Source organism: Avibacterium sp. 20-132 (assembly GCF_023611925.1).
GTDB lineage: Bacteria > Pseudomonadota > Gammaproteobacteria > Enterobacterales > Pasteurellaceae > Avibacterium.
Window position 1 is genome coordinate 2,207,711 of the sequence record NZ_CP091456.1, and the last position, 26,580, is coordinate 2,234,290.

The following is a 26,580-nucleotide window of genomic DNA, read 5'->3' on the forward strand; positions in this document are numbered from 1 at the left end:
TCAAATCCAAAAAGGGTTAAATTTCGACCGCACTTTAACTGAATAAGGCTTAGGCGGTGTCCAATATATTAATTTTTTCTTGTTACAATAAATTCGCTCAACGCCTTTAAGGGGGAGCTATCAAAAGATAATTCCGCTAAAGCATTAAGGGCTTGTTGATGCAGTTCTTGTGCTTTTTCTTTCGCCCCTTGTAAGCCTAGTAATTTCGGGTAAGTGCTTTTATCTGCGGCTAAATCAGCGCCTACGGTTTTGCCGATTACGTCGCTTTCTCCTTCAATATCTAAAATATCATCTTGTACTTGGAAGGCTAGCCCAATGGCATCGGCATAGCGTTCGAGCTGTTGGCAAAGTTGTTGATCGGCAAAATATGGCGAACAAAGAAAGCCCATTTTTAACGCACAGCGCAATAATGCACCTGTTTTGTTGCGATGAATTCTTTCTAATTCAGCTAAGCTGACTTGCTGATGTTCTGCTTGTAAATCTAGGCTTTGCCCCAAACACATTCCTTGTACACCTGAGGCTTTTGCTAATTCTGCGATTAAAGCAACACGTTGTTCGGCTGACAAATTAGGCGTTTGGCTGAGTAATTCAAAGGCAAAGGCTTGTAAAGCATCACCTGCAAGAACAGCGGTAGCTTCATCAAAGGCGATATGACAAGTTGGGTGACCGCGGCGGAGCGTATCGTTATCCATTGCAGGCAAATCATCGTGGACTAAGGAATAAGCGTGAATTGCTTCAATGCTTGCTGCGGCATAATCTAAATGCACGAGTTCTGCACCTAACATTTTGCCTGTGGCATACACCAAGAATGGACGCACACGCTTTCCACCTAGCAAAAGGGCATATTTCATTGCGCGAGCAAGGGGGGATGGATGCGTATCAATTTGCTCAAATTGTTGTTCGAGAAATTGATTGATCCGTTGTTGAACTTGTTGTAAATCCTGTGCAAATTGATCCATAGCAGTGGCTTATTTGTTGAGTTGCTTATTCGTTATGTTGATAGTCGCTCAATTCTGCTTTATCGCTTTTTGAAAGCAAAATTTGAATGCGTTGTTCCGCTTGTTGTAAGCGCGCTTGACCTAATTGTGCCAGCTTAATGCCGTTTTCAAAATCCTGCAAAGCCTGTTCTAAGGGCAATTCACCACTTTCTAAACGCGCAACGATGCTCTCTAATTGAGTTAAGGTGGCTTCAAAATCTAAGCTATGTTCATCTTTTGTTGGTTTGCGTGCCATTTGTTTTTCCTAAATCCAACCTGAATAAATGCCACATTGTACTGTATTTTTATGGACTTGTTAAAGCATATAGCGAGATTGTTGCACAAAAAATCACAGAAAAAGCACCGCACTTTTGTTTATCTTGCATTGCGGAGAAAACAGCGAGAAAAATTGGGGATTTGCAAAAGATGTTGTACAATATCGCCCAATTTTTGCTTGAAATAGAAGTATTCTAATGAAATTTATTATTAAACTTTTCCCTGAAATTATGATTAAAAGTGAAAGCGTGCGTAAACGCTTTATTAAAATTCTTACAGGGAATATTCGCAATATTTTGAATAAATATGATGATACTGTCGCCGTGGTGAAACACTGGGATTATATCGAAGTGCGGTCAAAAAATGCAGAAAATCGCGCATTATTAATTGAATTATTAGGGCGAATTCCGGGCATTCACCATTTTCTTGAAGTGGAAGAAAAACCATTTAACAACGTGCAAGATATTTTCCAACAAACTTTGCAAGATGTTGCACATCTACTTGAAAATAAAACCTTTTGTGTACGTGTAAAACGTAAAGGAAAGCACGATTTTTCTTCCCTTGATGTGGAGCGTTATGTTGGTGGTGGATTAAATCAACACATTGCCAGTGCAAAAGTGAAACTCAGCAACCCTGATGTGACTGTTCGCATTGATATTGAAGACGACAAAATGATGTTGGTGAAAGCACGCCATACGGGGCTAGGTGGTTATCCTATTGGTACACAAGAAGATGTGCTTTCACTTATCTCTGGCGGTTTTGACTCAGGGGTATCGAGCTATATGCTGATTCGCCGCGGCTCACGCGTTCATTATTGCTTCTTTAATCTTGGCGGCGCGGCACACGAAATTGGTGTGAAACAAATGGCCTATCACATTTGGCATCGCTTTAGTGGCTCGCACAAAGTGCGTTTTGTTGCAATCAATTTTGAACCTGTGGTAGCAGAAATTTTAGAAAAGATTGATAACGGGCAAATGGGTGTGGTGTTAAAACGAATGATGGTGCGTGCCGCAAGTAAAGTGGCAGAGCGTTTCGGGATTCAAGCGATTGTTACTGGGGAGGCGCTTGGCCAAGTTTCCAGCCAAACACTGACCAATTTACGCTTGATTGATGAAGCCGCAGAGGCTTTAGTATTACGTCCACTTATCACCCACGATAAGGAACAAATTATTGCAATGGCAAAAGAAATCGGCACAGAAGATATTGCTAAATCAATGCCTGAATTTTGTGGCGTAATTTCAAAAAATCCAACGGTTAAAGCGGTGCGTGAAAAAATTCTTAGCGAAGAAAATCATTTTGATTTCAGCGTGTTAGAAAGTGCGGTGCAAAATGCACAATATTTAGATATTCGTCAAATTGCAGAACAAACGGAAAAAGACGTGGTTGAAGTGGATACGATTTCTGTATTAGGCGAAGACGATATTGTCATTGATATCCGTAGCCCTGAAGAAACAGATGAAAACCCATTAGAACTCGAAGGGCAAGAAGTGCGTTTAATCCCATTCTATAAACTTTCTTCCCTATTTCCAGAACTTGACCAACATAAAAATTACGTCCTTTACTGCGAACGCGGCGTAATGAGTAAACTCCAAGCGCTTTATTTGAAAGAAAATGGGTTTGGGAATGTGAGAGTGTTTAGGAAATAAGTAATATCACCGCATTTTCTAAGTGCGGTGATTTTTTGTTACTTTTTCATATGCTATAAATAGCTGACGAATTGTTCCAAATTGATCTGTTTGGATTCTCGGTTGATTTTTTCTTCAGCAGTGCCAAGCATAATGAATGCAACAATTTTGTCTGAATTTTCACAATGAAAGGCTTGGCGCAAGTCTGAACCATCAACCCAAGGGCCGGTTACCCAAATATTGTCAAAGCCTTGTGCATTAGCCGCTAGTTGCATTGCATAAGTTGCACAGCCAGCGGTCAGCATTTGTTCCCAAGCGGGTACTTTAGCAATATCTTTTTGAATTTTAGCGATCACTGCAATGATCATTGGCGCACGATTTGGTAAATTTTCTGCTTTTTTCAACCGCTCTTCACCTAAATTAAATTCTTGTACCGCATTTTTTAGTAAATCGCCTAATTGAGTTAATCCTTCTTTTTCGATCACCACGAAGCGATAAGGCTGTAACTTTCCGTGATCGGGGACGTGTAATGCCGCTTGGAAAATCTGTTCAAGTTGTGCTTTGCTTGGTGCCGGTGCAAAGAGTTTTTTATTAGAACGGCGTGAAGTGAGTAGGGTTAAAGCATCCATAATCAGTCCTTTTATAATTATTCTTGTTATGCAATATGCGATGGATTATCGCATAAATTTTTGTATTATATTTGTGTGGTAAAAAGCCCCTTAGTATTAGGGGCTGATAGAATCAGTTTTTTTTATCTTCTTTTTCTGCTTGTTTTATGGTGTGATTAATGCCAGCACCAAAAGCTAAAACTATGCCTAATAGAACAAGTAGTCCAATCGTTAGTTCCATTTAATCCTCCTTTGATAGTTGATATTTGTGCTTTCGTAACTGTTTTCCTAGTACGAGTGTCGCATAACTCACAAACATTAATGTGAAACTACTCGCAATCTTAAAGAGTACACCATTTTGACCGAATATTATCATAGGCACAGCAAGTATCGCAACTTTGGCAATATCTTCCAACAGTTTTGCCCAAGCTTCTACCGTTTCTATTTCAATTGGGCGTTTAAATAAATTCAGCATTACCATCTCCTTGTATTGAAAACAACCATAGCAAAATTATGTTAAGTACGGTGATTTTTTGGCAACGTTTACGATCCTGATCGAGAAAATAAACTAGCGCTGATAAAAATAGCGGTGCTATAAAGAATTAGTCGCATTTGCTGGTTAATCTGTTTATGATACGCTTTCTTAAATAACGTTAAATAATAAGGAAATTTATGAAGTCGCTGATGAAATTAGGCTCAATGCTATGGCGAGGATTAAATTTTATTCGTAATGTTGTGATGAATTTAGTCTTCCTTGTTTTTGTACTCTTTGTTTTTGCAATGGTAGGTTTGCTGACAAATGCAAATAAAGAAACACAAGCCCCACTTGGTGCAGATGAAGGGGCATTATTACTTAATTTAGAGGGGTATTTAGCGGATAACCGAGAAGAAATTCACTCTTTGCAAGATTTGCTGAAAGAAGTGGATTCCCAATATGTACCACGTCAAATTTCAACATTTGATTTGGTATATAGCATTCGATCTGCGATCAATGATCCACGCATTAAAGGCTTGGTGTTAGATCTAAACCGCTTTGAAGGAGCAGATTTACCCGCGATCAAATATGTGGGCAATGCGATTAATGAATTTAAACAAAGTGGTAAGCCTGTGATTGCTTATGCAGATAGTTATTCACAAAAACAATATGTGCTAGCAAGTTATGCGGATGAAATCTATCTCAACCCAATTGGTGCGGTGGAAATTCAAGGCTTGGCAGTGGACAATCTGTATTACAAAGATTTGCTTGATAAGTTAAAAATTACGCCACATATTTTTCGTGTCGGGACTTATAAATCTGCCGTTGAACCGTTTTTGCGTAACGATATGTCGCCAGAAGCAAAAGCCAATATGCAGCGTTGGTTAAGTGCGATGTGGACAGATTATAAAACGCTGATTGCGGACAATCGTCAAATTCCTGTCGCTGACATATTACCTGAAGCAGAGCAATATTTTGCCCATTTAAAAGCGTTAAATGGTGATCTCACCGCGTATGCTCAACAGCAAAAATTCGTTACGCAACTCGCTGATCGTTTTACGTTAGCGAAAAAACTCACCGCACTTTTTGGTAAAAATGTAGAGGGTGAAGCAAAGCTACTGCCATTTGATCGCTATTTGACTGCGTTACCTGATCGCATAGACGGTGAAGGGGAAAATCGTATTGCAGTAGTTAATGTTGAAGGGGCTATTATTGATGGTGAAACTGATGAAAATGGCGTTGGTGGTGATACTATCGCGACGTTGTTGCGTCAGGCTTATGAAGATAAAAAAATTAAAGCGGTGATTTTACGCATTAATAGCCCCGGTGGAAGCGCCTTTGCTTCGGAAATTATTCGTCAGGAAATTGTCCATTTACAACAAGCAGGGAAGCCAGTGGTGGTATCAATGGGGGCTATGGCTGCTTCAGGCGGTTATTGGATTGCGAGTACTGCTGATTATATTTTCGCTGATGCGGATACCATTACGGGATCAATCGGTATTTTTTCAATTGTTCCTACTTTCGAGAAAGCGGTAGCAGAAATTGGCGTGAATGCCGATGGCGTAGCAACCTCGCCTTTAAGCCAGCAGTCTTCTTTTCGTGGTATTTCAAAAGTAAAAGGTGATATTTATCAACTTGAAATTGAACACGGCTACGATAAATTCCTTTCTCTTGTGAGCCAAGGTCGCCAGTTGGCTAAACCTGAGGTGGATAAAATTGCACAAGGTCAAGTGTGGTTAGGCGCGGAGGCATTGCAAAATAAATTAGTGGACGAACTGGGCGATTTTGATCGTGCGGTAGCGAAGGCAACAGAATTAGCTCAGGCAAAACAAGGCGAGCAACCTGCCAAAGAATTTAGTGTAGAATGGTTAATCGAACGTAATGATTCTCTATTCGATACATTGATGAAAGGCTTTGGCAAAGGCGTACAACAACAATTATTCAGCTCCCTTGGCTTAGCAAAACCATTCGGTGAAGTAAAACAACAACTTAACCAATTGAGTCAATTTAACGATCCAAAAGGGCAGTATTTATACTGTATTAATTGCGGAACGTTGCGTTAAAAATGTGTTTCCCCTTTTATATAAATAGAAGGGGAAAATTTTTAAAAATAATACCGCACTTTTTATTTCGTTATTGCCGAGAGATCTTTCTATTTTGCAATATCTTCTTGGCATAAACCAAGTCGGCTTAAAAAATCAATAAACGCTTTTACTTTAGCCGCAAGATGACGGCGGTGAGGATAGACAATGTTTAAATCAATCTGATGCTGTGGGTAATCTGCAAGGACTTCGACTAATTCTCCCGAAGTTAATTCATTTTCAATTAGAAAACGCGGTAAATTCACAATGCCTAGTCCTGATTTCGCTAATTCAGCCAATGCCAAGCCACTGTTACACATTACATCAGACTGAATGCGTAAACGGTCAATTCTTGTTCCATTAATAAATTCCCAAAATATTTGATTATTGTTGGATTTATACAGCATTATTTTGTGCTGATATAATTCTTCCGGGGTCTGTGGCACGCCGTTTTTTGCGAAATAATCTGGCGAACCTACGATATGCATTGTTGAACGAGCAATTTTTTTTGCCACCAATGAGCTATCTTGCAGATTGCCAATGCGTAAGGCGAGATCAAATCCTTCGGTAATTAAATCCACTAAACGATCGTTAAATTCAATATCAACTTCAAGATTAGGGTGGGCGTGCAGAAATAGCCCCAAATTGGGGGCAATAAAACGCAAGCCAAAATCACGTGGCACAGAAATATGCAACTTACCTTGCAACGTAGTTGCAAGATTACTGATACTTGCTTCCGCATCTTGTAAGTCTTCCAGAATCGGCAAACAACGTTGATAATAAAGTAGCCCAGCTTCAGTGGGAACGATCTTTCTTGTCGTACGTTGTAACAGGCGCGTTTTAAGCTGTTCTTCCAGTTGGGAAACCAGCTTACTTGCCATCGCAACAGAGATATTTTGTTGAATTGCTGTTTGGGTAAAACTTTGCGTTTCTACCACTTTACAAAAGACAGAAATTGCATTCAGTTTATCCATTTATGCTTCCTTTTTTAAAAAAATGATTGACCTTACATAAGATAGTCCGCAATATATCGGGCAATTTTACACAAGTTAGCAGAAATTAGGTAAAGAAAAAGATGAGTAAATCTTTAGTGATAGTGGAGTCGCCAGCCAAAGCGAAAACCATTAATAAGTATTTAGGAAAAGATTATATTGTAAAATCCAGTGTGGGACATATTCGTGATTTGCCAACCGCGGGAAGTACGGGAGAGAAAGCCAAACCAATTTCCACCAAAGGATTAAGCACGGAAGAAAAACAAGCCATTAAGCAAGAAAAAGAACGTAATGCCTTAGTAAAACGAATGGGGATTGATCCTTATCACGGCTGGAAAGCAAACTATCAGATTTTACCGGGCAAAGAAAAAGTGGTTGCAGAACTGAAATATCTCGCTAAAAAAGCGGATCATATTTACCTTGCTACCGATTTGGATAGAGAGGGAGAAGCGATTGCCTGGCATTTGCGTGAAGTGATTGGTGGTGATGATAAGCGTTTTAGTCGAGTGGTATTTAATGAAATCACGAAAAATGCCATTAAGCAAGCCTTTGAGCATCCAGAACATTTAAATATTGATCGTGTTAATGCACAACAAACACGTCGTTTCCTTGATCGCGTGGTGGGCTTTATGGTATCGCCACTGTTATGGAAAAAAGTCGCCCGTGGCTTATCCGCTGGGCGAGTGCAGTCCGTGGCAGTAAAGCTGTTAGTTGAGCGTGAACGAGAAATCAAGGCATTTCAACCTGAAGAATATTGGGAAGTTGCGGTGCAAACGGAAACCGCACAGAAAATTGGCTTACGCCTTGATGTAACCAGTTTTAACGGTAAAAAATTTGAGCCGAAGAATGCGCAACAAGCACAAAGTGCGGTGGATTTTTTACAAAAATCTGACTATATCGTTTCTGATTTAGAAACCAAACCAACCAGCTCCAAACCGAAAGCGCCCTTTATCACTTCAACCTTGCAACAAACAGCAAGCACTCGCCTAAATTTTGGCGTGAAAAAAACGATGATGCTAGCGCAACGTTTATACGAGGCGGGTTATATCACTTATATGCGTACCGATAGCACAAATTTGAGTAAAGATGCGTTAAATATGGTGCGTGATTATATTGGCTCCCATTATGGTGAGGCCTATTTACCGGCCAAGCCAAATTTTTATTCTAGCAAGGAAAATGCCCAAGAAGCACACGAAGCCATTCGTCCTTCTGATGTCCGTATATTAGCAGCAGATGTACAAGGAATGGAAAAAGATGCGGTACGTTTATATGATCTTATTTGGCGCCAATTTGTTGCTTGTCAAATGCCAGCAGCGCAATATGATAGCTCAACGCTCACGGTAACCGCCGGGGATTATAGCTTGAAAGCAAAAGGGCGTATTTTGCGTTTTGATGGTTGGACAAAGGTGTTACCAGCAATGAGTAAAAGCGCCGAAGATCAAGTGTTACCCGATGTTGCGGTGAACGATCAGCTAAATTTAAAAGAGGTAATTCCACAGCAACATTTCACCAAGCCACCAGCACGTTTTAGCGAAGCGGCATTAGTCAAAGAGCTAGAGAAGCGTGGTATTGGTCGTCCTTCTACTTACGCAGCAATTATTTCAACCATTCAAGAACGTGGCTACGTACGTGTAGAAAACCGTCGTTTTTATGCAGAAAAAATGGGCGAAATTGTGACAGATCGGCTTAATCAATCTTTTGCTGATTTAATGAACTATGATTTTACCGCGAATATGGAAGATGTGCTGGATCAAATTGCTAGTGGAGAAAAAAATTGGAAAACAGAATTAAATCAATTCTTTAAAGATTTTTCCGCACAACTTAGTCAAGCCGAATTAGACGAACTAGAAGGCGGAATGAAGCCAAATAGCCTTGTGCTAACCGATATTAAATGCCCAACTTGTGGTCGCCCAATGGCAATTCGCACTGCCAGTACTGGGGTATTTTTAGGCTGTTCAGGCTATGCCTTACCAGTAAAAGAGCGGTGTAAAACCACGATAAATTTAATTCCTGAAGCCGAATTATTAAACGTTCTGGACGAAGCTTCCGAAACGAAAGCGCTGATGGAACGCAAACGTTGCCCGAAATGTGGTACGGCAATGGATAGCTATATTATTGATCCGCAACGTAAACTTTATGTCTGTGGGAATAATCCAAATTGTGATGGCTACGTCGTGGAGCAAGGTGAGTTTAAAATTAAAGGCTATGATGGTCCGATTGTTGAATGTGATAAGTGCGGTGCGGATATGCACTTAAAATTAGGGCGCTTTGGTAAATATATGGCTTGTACCCAATGTGATAACACGCGTAAAATCTTAAAAAATGGTGAAGTTGCACCACCTAAAGAAGAGCCTGTACATTTCCCAGAGTTAAAATGTGAAAATTCAGATGCTTATTTTGTTTTGCGTGATGGGGCAAGTGGCGTGTTTATGTCTGCGCATAATTTTCCAAAATCACGTGAAACTCGTGCAGCAAAAGTGGCTGAATTAGCACAATATCGTGATCGTTTACCTGAGAAGTTACAATATTTGGCCGATGCACCACAGAAAGATCCTGAAGGTAATGAAGCGATTGTACGTTTTAGCCGAAAAGAAAAACGTCAATATGTTACGTCAGAAAAAAATGGTAAAGCCACAAAATGGCGTGTTGATTATATTGAGGGAAAATGGGTTGAGAATGGGAAATAGCGTTTAATATAAAGGTTATTTTGATGTAAAAAGACGATAGTTCGATTTCGAGCTATCGTTTTTTGTTAGTTGAATTATTAGAGCAGATTAGAAAGGATAGAATAAAAATACTACGTTAATTTTGGTAAATTATAATAGGAAGAAAATTTGGAGCGGGAAACGAGGCTCGAACTCGCGACCCCAACCTTGGCAAGGTTGTGCTCTACCAACTGAGCTATTCCCGCAAGAGATAAGAAAATTGGAGCGGGAAACGAGGCTCGAACTCGCGACCCCGACCTTGGCAAGGTCGTGCTCTACCAACTGAGCTATTCCCGCATATTCCGTAAGGAACGGGGCGTATTATACGAAAAATTTTTACGCCCGCAAGTAAAATTATAAAAAAGTTGATTGCTTGTTTAGTTATTGATCAGAAAGCAAGGATCTCCTCTTCCTAAATAATAAATAGGCTAAGGCATTTTGATAAAATGCTCTCGATAATAAGCTAGCTCGGCAATAGATTCACGGATATCATCTAAAGCAAGATGCGTATTTTTCTTACTAAATCCTTTTAACATTTCTGGGTTCCAACGTGAGGCAAGCTCTTTGAGCGTGCTAACGTCAAGATGACGATAATGAAAATAGTTGGCCAGTTCGGGCATATATTTGAATAGAAAGCGTTTATCTTGTGCCACGCTATTGCCACAAATTGGGGAAGCCCCTTTGGGTACCCATTTTTTGAGAAAATCTAAAGTTTGTAATTCCGCGGCACGTTCGCTGAGTTTACTTTGTTTTACACGTTCAATTAAGCCGTTTTCACGATGAGTTTTTTGACACCAATCACTCATTTTGGCAAGTAGACTATCGGGCTGATGAATTGCAAGCACAGGCCCCTCAGCAAGAATATTAAGATTTTTATCTGTGACAATGGTGGCGATTTCAATAATGCGTTCTTTTTCTGGATCTAAGCCCGTCATTTCTAAGTCAATCCAAATAAGGTTTTGTTTATCTAATTGCATTAGGGTATCCTATATCAGTGTTATTTTGATGAGTTCGGAATAGTTTAACCGAAAATCAACCCCACTTTAAGGATTTATCTTTGAGCAAACAAAAATTAACTTACAATCAGCAACGTAGAATTCGTTCTAACAACGCAAAAACATTACAACGTCACAAATTGAAGGAAAGTAAAGAAATTCAGTGGCAAGATGAAATGCTAGGTCCAACGCAAGAAGGTACAGTGGTAACGCGCTATTCTTTACACGCTGATGTAGAAAATGAGCAAGGGCAAATTTTTCGTTGTAATTTACGCCGCACTTTAGCTAATGTGGTTGTTGGGGATAATGTCGTATGGCGAGAGGGCAATGAGCAATTGCAAGGAGTAAGTGGCGTGATTGAAGCAATTCATCCACGTCGTAACGAGATTGCTCGCCCAGATTATTATGATGGATTAAAGGTTATTGCTGCCAATATTGATCGCATTATTATTGTGTCAGCCGTTGTGCCAGATTTGTCTTGGAATATTGTCGATCGCTATTTGGTGGTGTGTGAAAATGCGAGAATTCCTGCAGTGATCGTGATTAATAAAGCTGATTTATTCTCTCAAACTCAGCGAAGCGCAGTAGAAAATCAGCTTAAGGTTTATGAAAAAATTGGTTATCAAACGCTGATGATTTCCGCAAAAACTGGCGAAAATATGCAAAATCTTACCGCACTTTTGTCTAACGGATCATCTATTTTTGTCGGACAATCAGGCGTAGGGAAATCCAGTTTAATCAACAGTATTTTGCCTGATGTTAATGCTCAGGTTGGAACTGTGAGTGAAGGATCGGGATTAGGACGTCATACCACAACCTCTTCTCGCCTGTACCATTTACCACAAGGAGGAAATTTGATCGATTCACCGGGGATTCGAGAGTTTGGTTTATGGCATTTAGATGCCGATCAAATCACAAAAGGATACCGCGAATTCCAATACGTGTTAGGTACTTGCAAATTTAGGGATTGTAAACATTTGAATGATCCGGGGTGCGCCTTGCGTGAGGCTGTAGAGCAAGGAAAAATTGATCCAGTAAGATTTAAAAACTATCATAATTTAATTGAGAGTTTGTTAGAAACAAAAGATCATAGACACTTTTCAGTTAAGGCAATGGTTAAATAAAGGTTAATAACCGCATAAAAAACCGTCGCTTTAAGTGTTTTTTTGTGATTTAGTTCAAATTTTATAGCGATTGGGGTTGATTATTATTGTGTTAAGTTGAATACTATTTCGAGATTTATTTTTAGAGATGAAATAAATACATAATTGAACAGCCGTTGTTGCTGTTTGATGTCAAAACAAAATTTATACTCAAACAATGATTAAGAGGATTTTACTATGTACTCAAAAGATGTTGAAATTATTGCTCCAAATGGTTTACATACTCGCCCAGCAGCGCAGTTCGTAAAAGAAGCAAAAGCCTTTGCTTCAGACATTACAGTAACTTCTGGGGGCAAAAGTGCAAGTGCAAAAAGCCTTTTCAAATTACAAACTTTAGGTTTGACTCAAGGTACGGTGATCACCATTTCTGCTGAAGGTGAAGATGAGCAAAAAGCAGTAGATCATTTAGTTGCATTAATTCCTACTTTAGAGTAATCACATCATTAGCCACAAATTTTACTTCCTAGAAAAAGTTCGTTTGTGGCTATTGTTCTATTTATAGCCAAATTTAATTATTAGTTCGGAAGGTCATTATGATTTCAGGTATTCCAGCATCACCCGGTATTGTTTTCGGTAAAGCGCTTGTTTTAAAAGAAGAAAAAATCGTACTTGATACGCAAAAAATTCAAGACGACCAAGTTGACGCTGAGGTTGCACGTTTTTATGAAGGACGCAATGCAGCCATTGAGCAATTAACCGCAATTAAAGATCGTGCTTATGCTTCATTAGGTGAAGAAAAAGCCGCGATCTTTGAAGGTCACTTAATGATTTTGGAAGATGAAGAATTAGAAGAAGAAATCATTGATTATTTACGTTCTAATAAAGTGAATGCGGGTGTTGCCGCAAGCACAATTATTGATCAGCAAGTGGCAATGTTATCAGAAATTGATGACGAGTATTTAAAAGAACGTGCAGGAGATATTCGCGATATTGGTAATCGTTTAATCAAGAATATTTTAGGTATGCACATTGTTGATCTGGGTGAGATTAACGAAGAAGCCATTCTTGTGGCTTATGATTTAACGCCATCAGAAACTGCACAGCTTAACCTTGACAAAGTGCTTGGTTTTATTACAGATATTGGCGGTAGAACATCTCATACTTCTATTATGGCGCGTTCGTTAGAATTGCCGGCCATTGTGGGAACAAATACGGTTACGCAGCAAGTAAATACGGGAGATTTCTTAATTCTTGATGCGGTGAATAATTGTGTTTATGTGAATCCAAGCCAAGATGAAATTGAACGCTTAAAAGCCTTAGAAGCCCAATTAGCGGAAGAGAAAGCAGAATTAGCTAAATTAAAAGATTTACCAGCACTTACTTTAGATGGACATCGTGTTGATGTGGTAGCAAATATCGGTACGATTCGTGATGTAGAAGGAGCTGATCGTAATGGTGCGGAAGGCGTAGGTTTATATCGCACAGAATTTTTGTTTATGGATCGCGATCAACTTCCAACAGAAGAAGAACAATTTATTGCTTATAAAGAAGTCGTTGAAGCAATGAATGGCCGTTTAGTTGTATTAAGAACGATGGATATTGGTGGGGATAAAGAATTACCTTATTTGAACCTACCAAAAGAAATGAACCCATTCTTAGGCTGGCGTGCGATTCGTATTGCGTTAGACCGTAAAGAAATTTTACATGCTCAATTAAGAGCGGTATTAAGAGCGTCTGCTTTCGGTAAATTAGCAGTAATGTTCCCAATGATTATTTCTGTGGAAGAAATTCGTACCTTAAAAGAAGAAATTACACGATTAAAAGAGCAGTTACGTAATGAAGGTAAGGCGTTTGATGAGAATATTCAAATTGGTGTAATGGTGGAAACCCCATCAGCCGCAGTAAATGCGAAATTCTTAGCGAAAGAAGTGGATTTCTTCAGTATCGGTACTAATGATTTAACACAATATACCCTTGCAGTAGATCGCGGTAACGAGTTAATTTCTCATTTATATAACCCAATGACACCATCTGTATTGAGCTTAATTAAGCAAGTGATTGATGCCTCTCACGCAGAAGGTAAATGGACAGGAATGTGTGGTGAGCTAGCAGGTGATGAGAGAGCCACTTTATTATTACTCGGTATGGGCTTAGACGAGTTCAGTATGAGTGCCATTTCTGTGCCAAGAATCAAAAAATTAATCCGTAATGTAAATTATCAAGATGCTAAAGTCTTGGCAGAGAAAGCCTTAGCGCAACCAACTGCAGCAGATATTGAAAAATTGGTGGCTGATTTTTTAGCAGAAAAAGCATTAAACTAGATACCAATTATTCAAGTTTTGGGCTAGAATAGCCCAAACATTCACTTAGTAGGAGACTAAAAATGGGTTTTTTTGATAAATTATTTGGTTCAAAAAGCAATAAAACCGTTGAAGTAGAGATTTATGCACCGCTTTCAGGTGATATTGTGAATATTGAAGATGTGCCTGATGTGGTTTTTTCAGAAAAAATTGTGGGTGACGGAATTGCAATTCGCCCAACCGGTAATAAACTTGTTGCCCCTGTTGATGGCGTTGTAGGCAAAATCTTTGAAACTAACCACGCTTTCTCAATGGAATCTACCGATGGTGTTGAATTATTCGTACACTTTGGTATTGATACCGTTGAATTAAAAGGGGAAGGTTTTAGACGTATTGCCGAAGAAGGTCAAACAGTAAAACGTGGTGATACCATTATTGAATTAGATTTAGAATTACTTGAAGCCAAAGCTAAATCTGTACTTACCCCAGTAGTCATTTCTAATATGGATGAAGTTAGCCATATTGAGAAAAAAACAGGTGAAGTTGTTGCGGGTGATTCTGTTGTTCTTGTCGTGAAAAAATAAAAGACCTCATATAATCAAGCCCATTACATTAAGTGAATGGGCTTTTTGTTATGCAGAAATGTGGTTAAACACCGGTCAAGTTTATCCGTAAAAAAGATGATTAGCCATTTACGCACTTTACTCATTATTTAAAGTGCGGTGGAATTTTTTCATAAATTTTTTGTCTTTCTATAGACTTAGCAATATTTTCTCATTTCAACAAATCTTATATTTTTTATAATCTTTGTTAAATATTTGTAAACGGGTTTTAATAGTTGTAAAATAGCCCAGATATAAGTATTAGTTATCCATTCGTTGTTCAGTTTCAGATAGAAATTGAACTTAACTTCAACTTAATAAATAAGGAAAAGACTATGTCAGAAATGTTAAGAAATGACGTAGATCCGATCGAAACCAATGATTGGTTATTGGCGATCGACTCAGTAATTCGTGAAGAAGGTGTTGAAAGAGCACAGTTTATTATTGAGCAATTAATGCAGCACGCACGTGCAAATTCAGTCTCTTTACCAACGGGTGTTACCACTGATTATATTAATACTATTCCTGTTGAGGAAGAGCCAAACTACCCGGGTAATTTAGATCTTGAACGCCGTATCCGTAGTGCAATTCGTTGGAATGCAATTATGATGGTATTAAGAGCCTCTAAAAAAGATCTAGAGCTTGGCGGTCATATGTCATCTTTCCAATCTTCTGCGACAATCTATGAAGTTTGTTTCAACCATTTCTTTAAAGCGCGTACCGAAAAAAATGGTGGCGACTTAGTTTTCTTCCAAGGCCATATTTCTCCGGGGATTTATGCGCGTGCTTTTGTTGAAGGACGTTTAACTGAAGAACAACTAGATAATTTCCGTCAAGAAGTACACGGAAAAGGGCTTTCTTCTTACCCGCACCCTAAATTAATGCCTGAATTCTGGCAATTCCCAACTGTATCAATGGGGCTTGGTCCATTGAATGCCATTTATCAAGCACGTTTCTTAAAATATTTACATAATCGTGGCTTGAAAGATACCGCAGATCAAACCGTTTACGCATTCTTAGGTGATGGCGAAATGGACGAAGTAGAATCTCGTGGTGGGCTTGCTTTTGCCGCTCGTGAAAAATTAGATAACCTTGTTTTTGTTATCAACTGTAACTTACAACGTTTAGACGGGCCTGTAACAGGTAATGGCAAAATCATTCAAGAATTAGAAGCGCAATTTAACGGTTGTGGCTGGGAAGTAATTAAAGTTGTTTGGGGTCGCCGTTGGGATCGTTTATTACAACGTGATACTTCAGGTAAATTATTGCAATTAATGATGGAAGTGGTTGATGGCGATTATCAAACCTTCAAAGCAAAAGATGGTGCTTATGTTCGTAAACACTTCTTTGGACGTTACCCTGAAACTGAAGCATTAGTGGCTGAAATGACCGATGATGAAATCTGGGCATTGAACCGTGGTGGTCACGATCCATTAAAAGTTTTTGCTGCATTCAATAAAGCAAAACAAGTTAAAGATAAACCTGTTGTGTTATTAGTGAAAACCATTAAAGGTTATGGTATGGGTGATGCAGCGGAAGGTAAAAACATTGCTCACCAAGTTAAGAAAATGGATATGTCGGGCGTTAAACACGTTCGCGATCGTTTCAATATTGCGGTATCCGATGAAGAGATTGAAAAATTACCATATATCAAGTTTGAAGAAGGTTCAGAAGAATACAAATATCTTCACGAGCGCCGTCAAGCATTAAATGGTTATTTACCAACGCGTGCGCCACGCTTTACCTATGAGCTTGAAGTGCCAGCGTTAGAGGAGTTTGCCCAATTATTTGAAGCCCAATCTCGTCCAATTTCAACCACAATGGCGTTTGTTCGTTCATTAAACGTATTGTTGAAAAATAAATCTGTGGGTAAACACATTGTGCCAATTATTGCAGACGAAGCGCGTACTTTCGGTATGGAAGGGTTATTCCGTCAAATTGGTATTTATAACCCACACGGACAAAACTATACGCCACAAGATCGCGAACAAGTTTCTTACTATCGTGAAGCCATTGATGGTCAAGTGTTACAAGAAGGGATTAATGAACAAGGTGCAACCGCATCTTGGATTGCGGCAGCAACTTCTTATAGCACAAACAACGTGCCAATGATTCCATTCTTTGTGTATTACTCAATGTTTGGTTTCCAACGTGTTGGTGATTTAATGTGGTTAGCTGGCGACCAACGTGCGCGTGGCTTTATGATTGGTGGTACATCAGGTCGTACAACGCTAAACGGTGAAGGCTTACAGCACGAAGATGGTCATAGCCATATTCAATCTTCAGTTATTCCAAACTGTATTTCTTATGATCCTGCTTTTGCGTTTGAAGTGCCTGTGATTATTCAAGACGGTGTTCGCCGTATGTATGGTCCAGAGCAAGAAGATGTGTACTACTACATCACAACCTTAAATGAAACCTATGAGCAACCAGCAATGCCAAAAGGGGCAGAAGAGGGGATTCGTAAAGGTATTTATAAATTTGAAACGGTAACTGGACAAGGTAAAGGCAAAGTTCAATTATTAGGTTCAGGTGCGATTTTACGCCACGTTCGTGAAGCAGCGAAATTGCTTGCAGATGACTTTGGTGTTACTTCTGATGTGTATAGCGTAACTTCATTTACGGAAGTTGCACGTGATGGCGCAAATGTAGAGCGTTGGAACTTATTACACCCTGAAGCAGAAGCCAAAACACCATACATTGCACAAGTAATGAATGATGCACCGGCTGTGGCAGCGACAGATTACATCAAGCTTTATGCAGAACAAGTACGTGCTTATGTGCCAGCACAAAGTTATCGTGTATTAGGTACAGACGGTTTTGGTCGTTCAGACAGCCGTGAAAACTTACGTGAACATTTTGAAGTGAATGCACATTATGTTGTGATCGCCGCATTAACTGAGCTTGCAAAACAAGGTACAGTTGATAAGAAAGTTGTGGCAGATGCTATTGCAAAATATGGCATTGATGCAGATAAAATTAATCCACTTTACGCATAATTAACATCGCTCCCCTTGCTTTGGTGAGGGGAGTTTTGAGGAAAAAAGAAAATGGCTAAAGAAATTCAAATTCCAGATATTGGTGGCGATGAAGTAACCGTTACCGAAGTAATGGTAAAAGCGGGTGATACGGTTGAAGTTGATCAATCAGTAATTAATGTTGAAGGTGATAAAGCCTCTATGGAAGTGCCTTCACCTGAAGCGGGTGTCATTAAAGAAGTATTAGTAAAAGTTGGTGATAAAGTTTCAACAGGTACACCGATGTTTATTTTAGAAGGTGCAGCTGCTGCACAAGCACCTGCCGTGGAAGAAAAGGCTGCGCCAGCTGCTCCACAAAGTGCGGGTGGTTCTGTGATTGAAATTTACGTTCCGGATATTGGTGGCGATGAAGTAAACGTGACTGAAATTTTAGTGAGCGTAGGCGATTCTGTTTCAGAAGAACAATCTATTTTAAACGTAGAAGGTGATAAAGCCTCTATGGAAGTGCCTGCGCCTGTAGCTGGTGTAGTAAAAGAGATTCTTATTAAAGTAGGCGATAAAGTTTCAACGGGGTCATTAGTGATGAAATTTGAAACTACTGCCGCAGCGCCAGCAACTCAACCAGCGGTTGAGGAGACAACTGCACCTGCAGCAGTCTCTGGTGGCGTGCAAGACGTTCACGTTCCAGATATTGGTGGTGATGAAGTAAACGTGACTGAAATTATGGTTGCCGTGGGTGATAGTATTTCTGAAGAGCAATCATTAATCACGGTTGAAGGCGATAAAGCCTCAATGGAAGTGCCTGCCCCATTTGCTGGTGTAGTGAAAGAAATTTTAGTGAAATCAGGTGATAAAGTTTCAACGGGTTCATTGATTATGCGTTTTGAAGTTGCAGGTTCAGCACTAGCTGCTGCGCCAGTGACACAACCAGCTACACAAGCCCCCGTACAAACTCAAGCAGCTAGCCCAGCACCAGCAGCGCAATCTGCGCAATCGGCTAACCAAGCAGAAGTTACAGCGAGTGCAAGTTTTGCTCACGCAACACCAGTTGTTCGCCGTTTAGCGCGCGAATTTGGCGTAAACTTAGATAAAGTGAAAGGAACAGGCCGTAAAGGTCGTATCCTAAAAGAAGACGTTCAAGCTTATGTGAAAGCGGCAGTGAAAGCCGTAGAAAGCGGTTCTGTCTCTGCAACATCAACAGGTGCAGCAAATGGTGCGGGTTTAGGCTTACTCCCTTGGCCGAAAGTGGACTTCAGCAAATTTGGTGAAGTAGAACAAGTGGAATTAGGTCGTATCCAAAAAATCTCTGGTGCAAACTTACACCGTAACTGGGTAATGATTCCGCACGTTACACAATGGGATAAAGCGGATATCACGGATTTAGAGCAATTCCGTAAAGAGCAAAATGTGCTTGCGGAAAAACAAAAACTTGATGTAAAAATTACCCCACTTGTATTTATTATGAAAGCAGTAGCGAAAGCCTTAGAAGCTTATCCACGCTTCAATAGCTCGTTATCCGAAGATGCACAAAGCTTGATCTTGAAAAAATACGTTAATATTGGCGTCGCAGTCGATACACCAAATGGTTTGGTTGTACCAGTATTTAAAGATGTGAACAAAAAAGGCATTATCGAACTTTCACGTGAATTAGCGGAAATCTCGAAAAAAGCACGTGCAGGTAAATTAACTGCTTCGGATATGCAAGGTGGTTGTTTCACCATTTCAAGCTTAGGTGGTATTGGTGGTACACAATTTACGCCAATCGTAAATGCCCCAGAAGTGGCGATTTTAGGTGTGTCTAAATCTGAAATGACACCAGTGTGGAACGGTAAAGAATTCACACCACGCTTAATGTTACCATTATCGCTTTCTTACGATCACCGTGTGATTGATGGTGCAGATGGCGCAAGATTTATCACCTTCATTAATGGTGTATTAAGCGATCTTCGCCGTTTAGTAATGTAATTTCCTGAGCGTTTCTCATTAATAATGGGAAACGCTGTTTAGTTAAAGTGCGGTGTAAAAATCGCAAGAATTTAACGAGGTAAAAAATGAATAAAGAGATTAAAACACAAGTTGTTGTACTTGGTGCAGGCCCAGCTGGTTATTCAGCAGCATTCCGCTGTGCGGATTTAGGCTTAGATACCGTTATTGTTGAACGTTATTCAACCCTTGGTGGAGTGTGTTTAAACGTTGGTTGTATCCCATCTAAAGCCTTATTACACGTTGCAAAAGTGATTGAAGAAGCAAAATCTTTAGCGGAACACGGTATCGTATTTGGTGAACCACAAACCGATATTGACAAAATCCGTGGTTGGAAAGAAAAAGTTATCAATCAACTTACAGGTGGCTTAGCTGGAATGGCTAAAATGCGCAAAGTACAAGTCGTAAATGGTTATGGTAAATTCTCAGGTCCTAATACGATCATTGTTGCGGGTGAAGAAGGTGAAACGACCATTCATTTTGATAATGCGATTATCGCAGCGGGTTCACGTCCAATCCAATTACCATTTATCCCACACGAAGATCCACGTATTTGGGATTCGACAGATGCACTAAAATTAAAAGAAGTACCACAAAATCTATTGATTATGGGCGGTGGTATTATCGGTCTTGAAATGGGAACAGTATATCACGCACTAGGTTCTAATATTGACGTAGTAGAAATGTTTGATCAAGTGATCCCGGCTGCCGATAAAGATATTGTTCAAATCTACACAAAACGTATTGAAAAGAAATTCAACTTATTACTTGAAACCAAAGTGACTGCGGTTGAAGCAAAAGAAGATGGTATTTATGTTTCAATGGAAGGCAAAGCAGCGAATGAAACTCGCCGTTATGACGCCGTGTTAGTTGCAATCGGTCGTACACCAAATGGTAAGTTGATCGATGCCAATGTTGCTGGTGTAGAAGTGGATGATCGTGGCTTTATCCATACGGATAAACAAATGCGTACCAATGTGCCACATATCTTTGCGATTGGCGATATTGTTGGGCAACCAATGCTTGCTCACAAAGGGGTACATGAAGGTCATGTCGCTGCAGAAGTGATTGCAGGACAAAAACACTATTTTGATCCGAAAGTCATTCCTTCTATTGCCTATACTGAGCCAGAAGTAGCTTGGGTAGGTAAAACAGAAAAAGAATGTAAAGCTGAAGGTATTAACTACGAAGTTGCAAAATTCCCTTGGGCAGCATCAGGTCGTGCGATCGCTTCTGATTGCGCAGATGGTTTAACTAAATTGATCTTTGATAAAGATACTCACCGTATTATCGGTGGCGCTATTGTCGGTACAAACGGTGGTGAGTTGCTAGGTGAAATTGGTTTAGCTATTGAAATGGGCTGTGATGCAGAAGATCTTGCATTAACTATCCACGCACACCCAACTTTACATGAATCTGTGGGCTTAGCCGCCGAAGTATTTGAAGGTTCAATTACAGATTTACCAAATCCAAAAGCGAAAAAGAAAAAATAAATTTCTTATCTCTTTAAAGCCTTTCATTAGAAAGGCTTTTTTATTATTAAACTATTTTGCTGAGTTGTGATCTTCATCACAGTGAAATTATGACTATCATCATAATTGACTTTCTTACCCACCAAGTAAACTAAATCTACGGTTAATTGACGGAGGAGAAGTTATTATGTGGCTGACGATTTTTAGTTTTCTATTTGTAACAGGGGCAGTTGCGTGGGTAGCTTGGCAAAAAACCAAAAATGATGATTTATCAACAGCAAAAGGATATTTCCTTGCTGGACGAGGATTAAGTGGTTTAGTTATTGGTTGCTCTATGGTATTAACATCATTATCTACAGAGCAAATTATCGGCGTTAATGCGAATTCCTATAAAGGTAATTTTTCCATTATAGCTTGGACGGTTCAATCGGTTATTCCACTTTGTTTCTTAGCACTGTATTTATTACCAAAATATATTCGCAATGGCTATACCACCATTCCAGAGTTTTTTGAAAGTCGTTTTGATCGCCAAACTCGCTTGATTATGTCTGGATTATTTTTAATTTTTTATTTATTTATCGTAATTCCGACCGCACTTTATACTGGAGCAATTGCGTTTAATAAAATTTTTAACTTAGAAAGCGTATTTGGAATGAGTTACGCTGAATCTATTGTTTATACCGTGATGGCAATTGGTTTTATTGGCGCAATTTATGCCATCTTTGGTGGTTTAAAAGCGGTGGCTGTATCAGATACGGCGAATGCGATTATCTTAGTTATTGGTGCTATATTAGTCCCTATTTTTGCGCTAATTTATTTGGGAAATGGGAGTTTCATTGAAGGGCTACGTATTGTTGGAACAACCCATATTGAAAAATTTAATGCAATCGGTAGTGCAACGGATGCGGTACCTTGGCCAGCTATGTTTACAGGCATTTTAATTGTAAACTTTTTTTATTGGACGACTAACCAAGCGATTGTGCAACGTGCATTAGGGGCAAAAGATTTAAAATCAGGTCAGAAAGGGATTTTGATTGCAGCTCTCTTCTTGCTTTTACTCCCTACCATTTTAAATTTACCGGGTTTATTGAGTTTTCATATTTTGGGGGAAGGAATAAATCCAATCGATTTGTCCTATCCAGAATTAGTCAATCGAGTATTACCAACCGTATTACAAGGGTTCTTTATTGCGGCATTATTTGGTGCAATTTTAAGTACATTCAATTCCTTCTTAAATTCAGCAGCAACCATTTATTGTAAGGATTTATTACCTTCACTAACGCAAAGAACCTTCAGTGAAACCGAATTAATTGTTTATGCGAAAAAGGTTTCAGCAATAATGGCAATTATCACGATCATTATTGGTCCTTTATTAATGTTTGGTACAGAGGGTATTTTCTTGCTTACTAAACGTTTTGCCGGTTTTGTCAATATTCCTATTGTTGCTTTATTTGCTGTCGGGCTATTTAATAAAACCGTATCAGGATTAGCCGCACGTATTGCTTTATTGGTGCATATTATTTTGTATTTCCTCATTGTTTGGGTGTTTAATGTAAAAGTAAATTTTGTATATGTTATGGCAGCACTATTTGTTTTTGATGTCATATTAATGCTAGTCTTAGGGTTATTCTTACGCAGAAAAACGCCTTATGCTGATAATCTCTCTAACCAAAGCAATGTCGATTTAAGTAATTGGGAATATATTAATATTACGGTAGCCTCCCTTGCTTTAGGTTTGGTTTCACTTTATGCACTGCTTTCACCTATTGGGCTTGCTTCAGAAAATGGGAAACCACTTTGGGTGCTTGCGGCTTACGTTATTCTTCAAGTGATTTTATTTGTGGTAATTGGTCGAAATAAGAAAAAGGTGTAATCAATGAAAAATGTAATTTATATTCTTTTAGATCAAGTTAGAAAAGATATGCTCGGTGCGTATGGGCATCAGATTGTCAAAACGCCGAATTTAGATCGTCTAGCGCGAGAAGGCGTGCGTTTTAACAACGCTTTCACGCCAGCTTCAGTATGTGGACCTGCACGTACGTCATTATTTACAGGGCAAATGCCGTCCACACACGGCATTATTCGTAATGGAGAAAAAGGCGGAATAGGGGAAGTGCCTCCTGAACAGCCTCATATCGGTAAATTAGCAGGATACAATTGCTATGTAGCAGGAAAATGGCACGTCGGCACGCGATCTGTACCAAAAGATTACGGTATTAAAGGGCATAATTTTGACGGGTATGGCTACCCGGGAAGTCGCGTTTATAAAAATTTAGTCTTCGATCAGGCGCCAACTCAACCAAATCGTTATCCTGAATGGCTTGCAGAAAAAGGTTTCCCAACACCTGAAGTAAGTTTAGCTTATTTTGGTGACAATCCTCATCTACGCGTTCAAGAGCTGTGTGGTTTGCTTTCTGGCACAAAAGAACAGACATTACCTTATTTTATTATTGATGAAGCGAAAAGTTTTATCCAAGAATCGCTAATACAACACAAACCTTTTTTTACTTGGATTAATTTTTGGGGACCACATACTCCTTGCATTGTACCGGAGCCTTATTATTCAATGTATGATCCAAAAGACGTCGTGTTAGATCAGAGCTTCTTTAAGCCTTTAGAAGGAAAACCGGGACATTATCGTACGATTTCTAAAATGTGGGGAATGTGGGAAGCCAGTGAAGAACGCTGGAAAGAGGTAATAACCAAATTTTGGGGATATATCACATTAATTGATGATGCCATTGGTGACTTATTTGACTTCCTTGAAAAACACAATCTTTATCAGGATTGTTTTATTGTCGCCACCGCAGATCACGGCGATGCAATGGGCGCACATAGAATGATCGAAAAAGGGGAGTTTATGTTTGATACTACCTATAATATTCCTCTGATTATTAAAGATCCACAATCCCAACGTATCAACGAAGTAGATGATAATTTAGTTTATTTGCACGATTTGACTTCCACCGTTTTTGATGTTGCAGGACAAACCATTCCAGAAACTTTTCAAGGAGAAAGCCTATTGCCCATTTTACGAAAAAGCAAATCCAATGATCGCAAAGGGCTACTCGCTCAACTAGCGGGGCATTTTGTTTATTTTGAACAAAGAATGTGGCGTAGGAAAGATTACAAACTGGTCTTTAATGCAAGTGATGTAGGAGAATTGTACGATGTTCGTAATGACCCTGAAGAGTTACATAATTTATTTTCTGATCCCAAATATCAGCAAGTGAAAAAGGAAATGTTAGAAGAAATGCGGGCAGAAATGCTGAAATATAAAGATCCACTAGAAAACTGGGTATATCGTATTATTAATGAACTCTAATTCTTCTAAATAATTACGAAAAGAAAAAGTGTAGTGAAAAATAATAAGCTGCTTAGAAGTTGAACTAATTTCGGTTGTTGATGTTATTGAAATTAGCACGGAGAACTTTCTTTTATTGAAATAATATAAAAATGCAATGATTAGAGAAGGTTTTTGAGATTTATTAAGAAAATTATGGTTATCGTTGTATTTTCCTTACACTCAAAATGGATAACAATATCTTTTAAGAAGGCACAAACAATCACGTAAATTAGGATTGAAACAGAAAATAAAGCAAGGTGAATATTGCTCTTATTACGATGAAGTTATTGCTCTTATTACGATGAAGTAAGGGGATTGCTTAAGCGTGATTTTACTCTGATTTTTCCAATAAGAAATAGGTAATTAATGTAAAGAAATTGAAATCTAAAAAGAGGGCTTATTCAAGCAAAATTAGAAGTCCCCAGTTCTGCGTAGTATAGAACTCAGTCCTTGAATTAAATCAATCTAAGTTTTTGGATAGACTCGTTTTAATCGCACTTTTCTTTTTGATTGTTTTACTGTGCCATATTTTCTACGGTTTTGAGAAAGCCTTGTGCGGTGGCAAAAGCATCACTTTTTCCTTGCGCACGCATAATCATATCTGACATTTCACGAAATGCGCCTTGACCACCGTGACGTTGTAGCACGTAATCGGCACAATCTTGTACATAATCCATCGCATCACCTACCGCAAAGGATAATCCACATACTGCAAAAGCTGGGAGATCCACGCTATCATCGCCAATAAATGCGGTTTCTTCTGGGGTTACGCCAGCTTGTTTGATTAATTCAAAACAGGCGCTTTCTTTTTCTAATTTGCCTAAAAAGAACAGGTTAATACCAAGATCAGCAATGCGTTTGCGTAAAATAGGGGAGTCTCGCCCAGAAAGTACGGCAACCTGTACGCCATTTTCCATTAACATACGAATGCCTAAACCATCGCGAACGTGGAAACTTTTAAAGGCTTCACCGTTGGCATCATAGTGGAGTAAACCGTCTGTGAGTACGCCGTCCACATCGGTGATCACGAGTTTGATATTTTGTAATTGTTCGTTTGAAATCATAGTATTAGCTCGAAAATTCAATTAAACCTACCACCTTTTTAGCGTCATCTAACACTATTAATGAATGAATTTTGTGTTCTTTCATCACATTTTCTGCTTCCGCTAAATAGCAATTGGCATTGATAGTTTTGGGTTGTGAGGTCATCAGTTCTTGTGCGGTTTTACTTAAGGCTTCCGCACCATTGCGTGTGAGCGTTCGGCGAATATCACCATCGGTAATAATGCCTTTTAATTCATTGCCTTGCATTACAATTGCGACCCCCATACGTCCTTCATTCATAATGCTTAAACAATCTGCAAATGAGGTGGAAAGCTGTGCAATAGGTAATTTAGTTTGCATCTGATCTTTCACTCGGGATAACAAGCGTTTACCTAAACTTCCTCCCGGATGATATTTGGCAAAATCTTCAGGTTGGAAGTTTCTTGCGGTAATTAATGCAACGGCAAGGGCATCACTCAAGGCGAGTGTAACCAAGGCAGAAGTGGTCGGTGCAAGATTATTCGGGCAAACCTCACGCTCCACCGTAATATCTAGCACATAGTCTGCGTGTTTTGCCAAGGTGGATTGTTTATTGCTGGTTAATGCAATGATTTTATTGCCAAAATTTTTTAAACTTGGAATAAGTTTATTCACATCATCGGTTTCACCGCTGTAGGAAATTAGCATTACAATATCAATGGGCTTGAGCATACCTAAATCGCCGTGAAAGGCTTCTGTGGGGTGAAGGAAAAAACTGGGCGTCCCTGTGGAAGCAAAGGTTGCCACCATTTTTTTACCGATCAGCCCTGATTTACCAATTCCACCGACGACTAAGCGCCCTTCGCAATTTAGAATTAATTCTACCACTTGGTTGAATTGCTCATCTAAACGCTGGCTTAGTTGTAGTAAGGCCTTTTGTTCCACCGCGAGGGTGTCTTGTGCGATTTTAAGATAATCCATTGTTGCCTCTTTCATATTAAGCAAAAGTGCGGTTATTTTAGCGTAAGTTTTTTATGAA

20 protein-coding genes and 2 tRNA genes are annotated in these 26,580 nt (G+C 39.3%); 12 read left to right on the forward strand and 10 right to left on the reverse strand.

The window, feature by feature from the left end; all coding sequences use genetic code 11:
• Nucleotides 1-68: 68 nt before the first annotated feature.
• Nucleotides 69-959, reverse strand: a complete 891-nt coding sequence (ispA, locus tag L4F93_RS10575; protein ID WP_250350212.1) for a (2E,6E)-farnesyl diphosphate synthase — start codon at nt 957-959, stop codon at nt 69-71.
• 25 nt (nt 960-984) lie between these two features.
• Complete coding sequence (xseB, locus tag L4F93_RS10580) at nt 985-1,233, reverse strand: exodeoxyribonuclease VII small subunit (protein WP_250350213.1); 249 nt, start codon at nt 1,231-1,233, stop codon at nt 985-987.
• Between the two features lie 217 nt (nt 1,234-1,450).
• On the opposite strand from xseB, the gene thiI reads away from it, so the two are divergent.
• Nucleotides 1,451-2,899, forward strand: a complete 1,449-nt coding sequence (gene thiI / locus L4F93_RS10585; protein WP_250350214.1) for a tRNA uracil 4-sulfurtransferase ThiI — start codon at nt 1,451-1,453, stop codon at nt 2,897-2,899.
• 53 nt (nt 2,900-2,952) lie between these two features.
• Here thiI and L4F93_RS10590 read toward each other — a convergent pair whose 3' ends face one another.
• Both L4F93_RS10590 and L4F93_RS10595 read right to left on the reverse strand, forming a co-directional pair.
• Entirely contained in the window at nt 2,953-3,507 is a 555-nt protein-coding gene (locus L4F93_RS10590) for an NAD(P)H nitroreductase (RefSeq protein WP_250350215.1), read from the reverse strand.
• 220 nt (nt 3,508-3,727) lie between these two features.
• Nucleotides 3,728-3,961: a hypothetical protein gene (locus tag L4F93_RS10595; RefSeq protein ID WP_250350216.1), complete on the reverse strand. Its 234-nt coding sequence runs from the start codon at nt 3,959-3,961 to the stop codon at nt 3,728-3,730.
• A 197-nt stretch (nt 3,962-4,158) separates the two neighbouring features.
• Here L4F93_RS10595 and sppA point away from each other — a divergent pair, with 197 nt between their 5' ends.
• Entirely contained in the window at nt 4,159-6,024 is a 1,866-nt protein-coding gene (gene sppA, locus L4F93_RS10600) for a signal peptide peptidase SppA (RefSeq protein WP_250350217.1), read from the forward strand.
• Nucleotides 6,025-6,113: 89 nt separating this feature from the next.
• On the opposite strand, the gene L4F93_RS10605 is transcribed toward sppA, so the two are convergent.
• On the reverse strand, nt 6,114-7,016 hold the full coding sequence (locus L4F93_RS10605) for a LysR family transcriptional regulator (RefSeq protein ID WP_250350218.1): 903 nt from the start codon (nt 7,014-7,016) through the stop codon (nt 6,114-6,116).
• A gap of 101 nt (nt 7,017-7,117) precedes the next feature.
• On the opposite strand from L4F93_RS10605, the gene topA reads away from it, so the two are divergent.
• Entirely contained in the window at nt 7,118-9,721 is a 2,604-nt protein-coding gene (topA, locus tag L4F93_RS10610; protein ID WP_250350219.1) for a type I DNA topoisomerase, read from the forward strand.
• Nucleotides 9,722-9,869: 148 nt separating this feature from the next.
• Here the strand turns inward: topA and L4F93_RS10615 are convergent.
• The 3 genes from L4F93_RS10615 to orn all read right to left on the reverse strand — a co-directional run bounded on the left by L4F93_RS10615 (nt 9,870) and on the right by orn (nt 10,716).
• Nucleotides 9,870-9,945, reverse strand: a tRNA-Gly gene (locus L4F93_RS10615).
• A 15-nt stretch (nt 9,946-9,960) separates the two neighbouring features.
• A tRNA-Gly gene (locus L4F93_RS10620) sits at nt 9,961-10,036 on the reverse strand.
• 131 nt (nt 10,037-10,167) lie between these two features.
• Nucleotides 10,168-10,716, reverse strand: coding sequence for an oligoribonuclease (gene orn / locus L4F93_RS10625; protein ID WP_250350220.1), 549 nt, complete (start codon nt 10,714-10,716; stop codon nt 10,168-10,170).
• Nucleotides 10,717-10,796: 80 nt separating this feature from the next.
• On the opposite strand from orn, the gene rsgA reads away from it, so the two are divergent.
• From rsgA to L4F93_RS10670, 9 genes are all read left to right on the forward strand, one after another.
• Entirely contained in the window at nt 10,797-11,858 is a 1,062-nt protein-coding gene (gene rsgA, locus L4F93_RS10630; RefSeq protein ID WP_250350221.1) for a small ribosomal subunit biogenesis GTPase RsgA, read from the forward strand.
• Nucleotides 11,859-12,074: 216 nt separating this feature from the next.
• The gene (ptsH, locus tag L4F93_RS10635) at nt 12,075-12,332 is read left to right on the forward strand and encodes a phosphocarrier protein Hpr (protein ID WP_100295592.1); all 258 of its coding nucleotides are present in this window, start codon (nt 12,075-12,077) and stop codon (nt 12,330-12,332) included.
• Between the two features lie 98 nt (nt 12,333-12,430).
• Nucleotides 12,431-14,158, forward strand: coding sequence for a phosphoenolpyruvate-protein phosphotransferase PtsI (gene ptsI / locus L4F93_RS10640; RefSeq protein WP_250350222.1), 1,728 nt, complete (start codon nt 12,431-12,433; stop codon nt 14,156-14,158).
• Nucleotides 14,159-14,220: 62 nt separating this feature from the next.
• A complete protein-coding gene (gene crr, locus L4F93_RS10645) occupies nt 14,221-14,721 on the forward strand; it encodes a PTS glucose transporter subunit IIA (protein WP_250350223.1) in 501 nt (166 codons plus the stop codon).
• Nucleotides 14,722-15,074: 353 nt separating this feature from the next.
• On the forward strand, nt 15,075-17,738 hold the full coding sequence (gene aceE, locus L4F93_RS10650) for a pyruvate dehydrogenase (acetyl-transferring), homodimeric type (RefSeq protein ID WP_250350224.1): 2,664 nt from the start codon (nt 15,075-15,077) through the stop codon (nt 17,736-17,738).
• Nucleotides 17,739-17,789: 51 nt separating this feature from the next.
• Nucleotides 17,790-19,682, forward strand: coding sequence for a pyruvate dehydrogenase complex dihydrolipoyllysine-residue acetyltransferase (gene aceF, locus L4F93_RS10655; RefSeq protein WP_250350225.1), 1,893 nt, complete (start codon nt 17,790-17,792; stop codon nt 19,680-19,682).
• An 86-nt stretch (nt 19,683-19,768) separates the two neighbouring features.
• Entirely contained in the window at nt 19,769-21,193 is a 1,425-nt protein-coding gene (gene lpdA / locus L4F93_RS10660) for a dihydrolipoyl dehydrogenase (RefSeq protein ID WP_250350226.1), read from the forward strand.
• 166 nt (nt 21,194-21,359) lie between these two features.
• Nucleotides 21,360-23,045 (forward strand): solute:sodium symporter family transporter, encoded by a 1,686-nt coding sequence (locus tag L4F93_RS10665; RefSeq protein ID WP_250350227.1) that lies wholly within the window; start codon nt 21,360-21,362, stop codon nt 23,043-23,045.
• Between the two features lie 3 nt (nt 23,046-23,048).
• Complete coding sequence (locus L4F93_RS10670) at nt 23,049-24,497, forward strand: sulfatase-like hydrolase/transferase (protein WP_250350228.1); 1,449 nt, start codon at nt 23,049-23,051, stop codon at nt 24,495-24,497.
• Nucleotides 24,498-25,033: 536 nt separating this feature from the next.
• Here L4F93_RS10670 and L4F93_RS10675 read toward each other — a convergent pair.
• Together L4F93_RS10675 and L4F93_RS10680 are read right to left on the reverse strand one after the other, a co-directional pair.
• On the reverse strand, nt 25,034-25,582 hold the full coding sequence (locus tag L4F93_RS10675) for a KdsC family phosphatase (protein ID WP_250350229.1): 549 nt from the start codon (nt 25,580-25,582) through the stop codon (nt 25,034-25,036).
• A gap of 4 nt (nt 25,583-25,586) precedes the next feature.
• Entirely contained in the window at nt 25,587-26,522 is a 936-nt protein-coding gene (locus L4F93_RS10680) for a KpsF/GutQ family sugar isomerase (protein WP_250350230.1), read from the reverse strand.
• Nucleotides 26,523-26,580: the final 58 nt, after the last annotated feature.

Coding starts and splice junctions, on each gene's coding strand:
- aceE (WP_250350224.1), top strand. CDS start 15,075: ATGTCAGAAATGTTAAGAAATGACGTAGATCCGATCGAAACCAATGAT.
- ptsI (WP_250350222.1), top strand. CDS start 12,431: ATGATTTCAGGTATTCCAGCATCACCCGGTATTGTTTTCGGTAAAGCG.
- orn (WP_250350220.1), bottom strand. CDS start 10,716: ATGCAATTAGATAAACAAAACCTTATTTGGATTGACTTAGAAATGACG.
- thiI (WP_250350214.1), top strand. CDS start 1,451: ATGAAATTTATTATTAAACTTTTCCCTGAAATTATGATTAAAAGTGAA.
- xseB (WP_250350213.1), bottom strand. CDS start 1,233: ATGGCACGCAAACCAACAAAAGATGAACATAGCTTAGATTTTGAAGCC.
- aceF (WP_250350225.1), top strand. CDS start 17,790: ATGGCTAAAGAAATTCAAATTCCAGATATTGGTGGCGATGAAGTAACC.
- L4F93_RS10595 (WP_250350216.1), bottom strand. CDS start 3,961: ATGCTGAATTTATTTAAACGCCCAATTGAAATAGAAACGGTAGAAGCT.
- lpdA (WP_250350226.1), top strand. CDS start 19,769: ATGAATAAAGAGATTAAAACACAAGTTGTTGTACTTGGTGCAGGCCCA.
- crr (WP_250350223.1), top strand. CDS start 14,221: ATGGGTTTTTTTGATAAATTATTTGGTTCAAAAAGCAATAAAACCGTT.
- ispA (WP_250350212.1), bottom strand. CDS start 959: ATGGATCAATTTGCACAGGATTTACAACAAGTTCAACAACGGATCAAT.
- sppA (WP_250350217.1), top strand. CDS start 4,159: ATGAAGTCGCTGATGAAATTAGGCTCAATGCTATGGCGAGGATTAAAT.
- L4F93_RS10605 (WP_250350218.1), bottom strand. CDS start 7,016: ATGGATAAACTGAATGCAATTTCTGTCTTTTGTAAAGTGGTAGAAACG.
- L4F93_RS10670 (WP_250350228.1), top strand. CDS start 23,049: ATGAAAAATGTAATTTATATTCTTTTAGATCAAGTTAGAAAAGATATG.
- L4F93_RS10680 (WP_250350230.1), bottom strand. CDS start 26,522: ATGGATTATCTTAAAATCGCACAAGACACCCTCGCGGTGGAACAAAAG.
- L4F93_RS10665 (WP_250350227.1), top strand. CDS start 21,360: ATGTGGCTGACGATTTTTAGTTTTCTATTTGTAACAGGGGCAGTTGCG.
- ptsH (WP_100295592.1), top strand. CDS start 12,075: ATGTACTCAAAAGATGTTGAAATTATTGCTCCAAATGGTTTACATACT.
- topA (WP_250350219.1), top strand. CDS start 7,118: ATGAGTAAATCTTTAGTGATAGTGGAGTCGCCAGCCAAAGCGAAAACC.
- L4F93_RS10675 (WP_250350229.1), bottom strand. CDS start 25,582: ATGATTTCAAACGAACAATTACAAAATATCAAACTCGTGATCACCGAT.
- L4F93_RS10590 (WP_250350215.1), bottom strand. CDS start 3,507: ATGGATGCTTTAACCCTACTCACTTCACGCCGTTCTAATAAAAAACTC.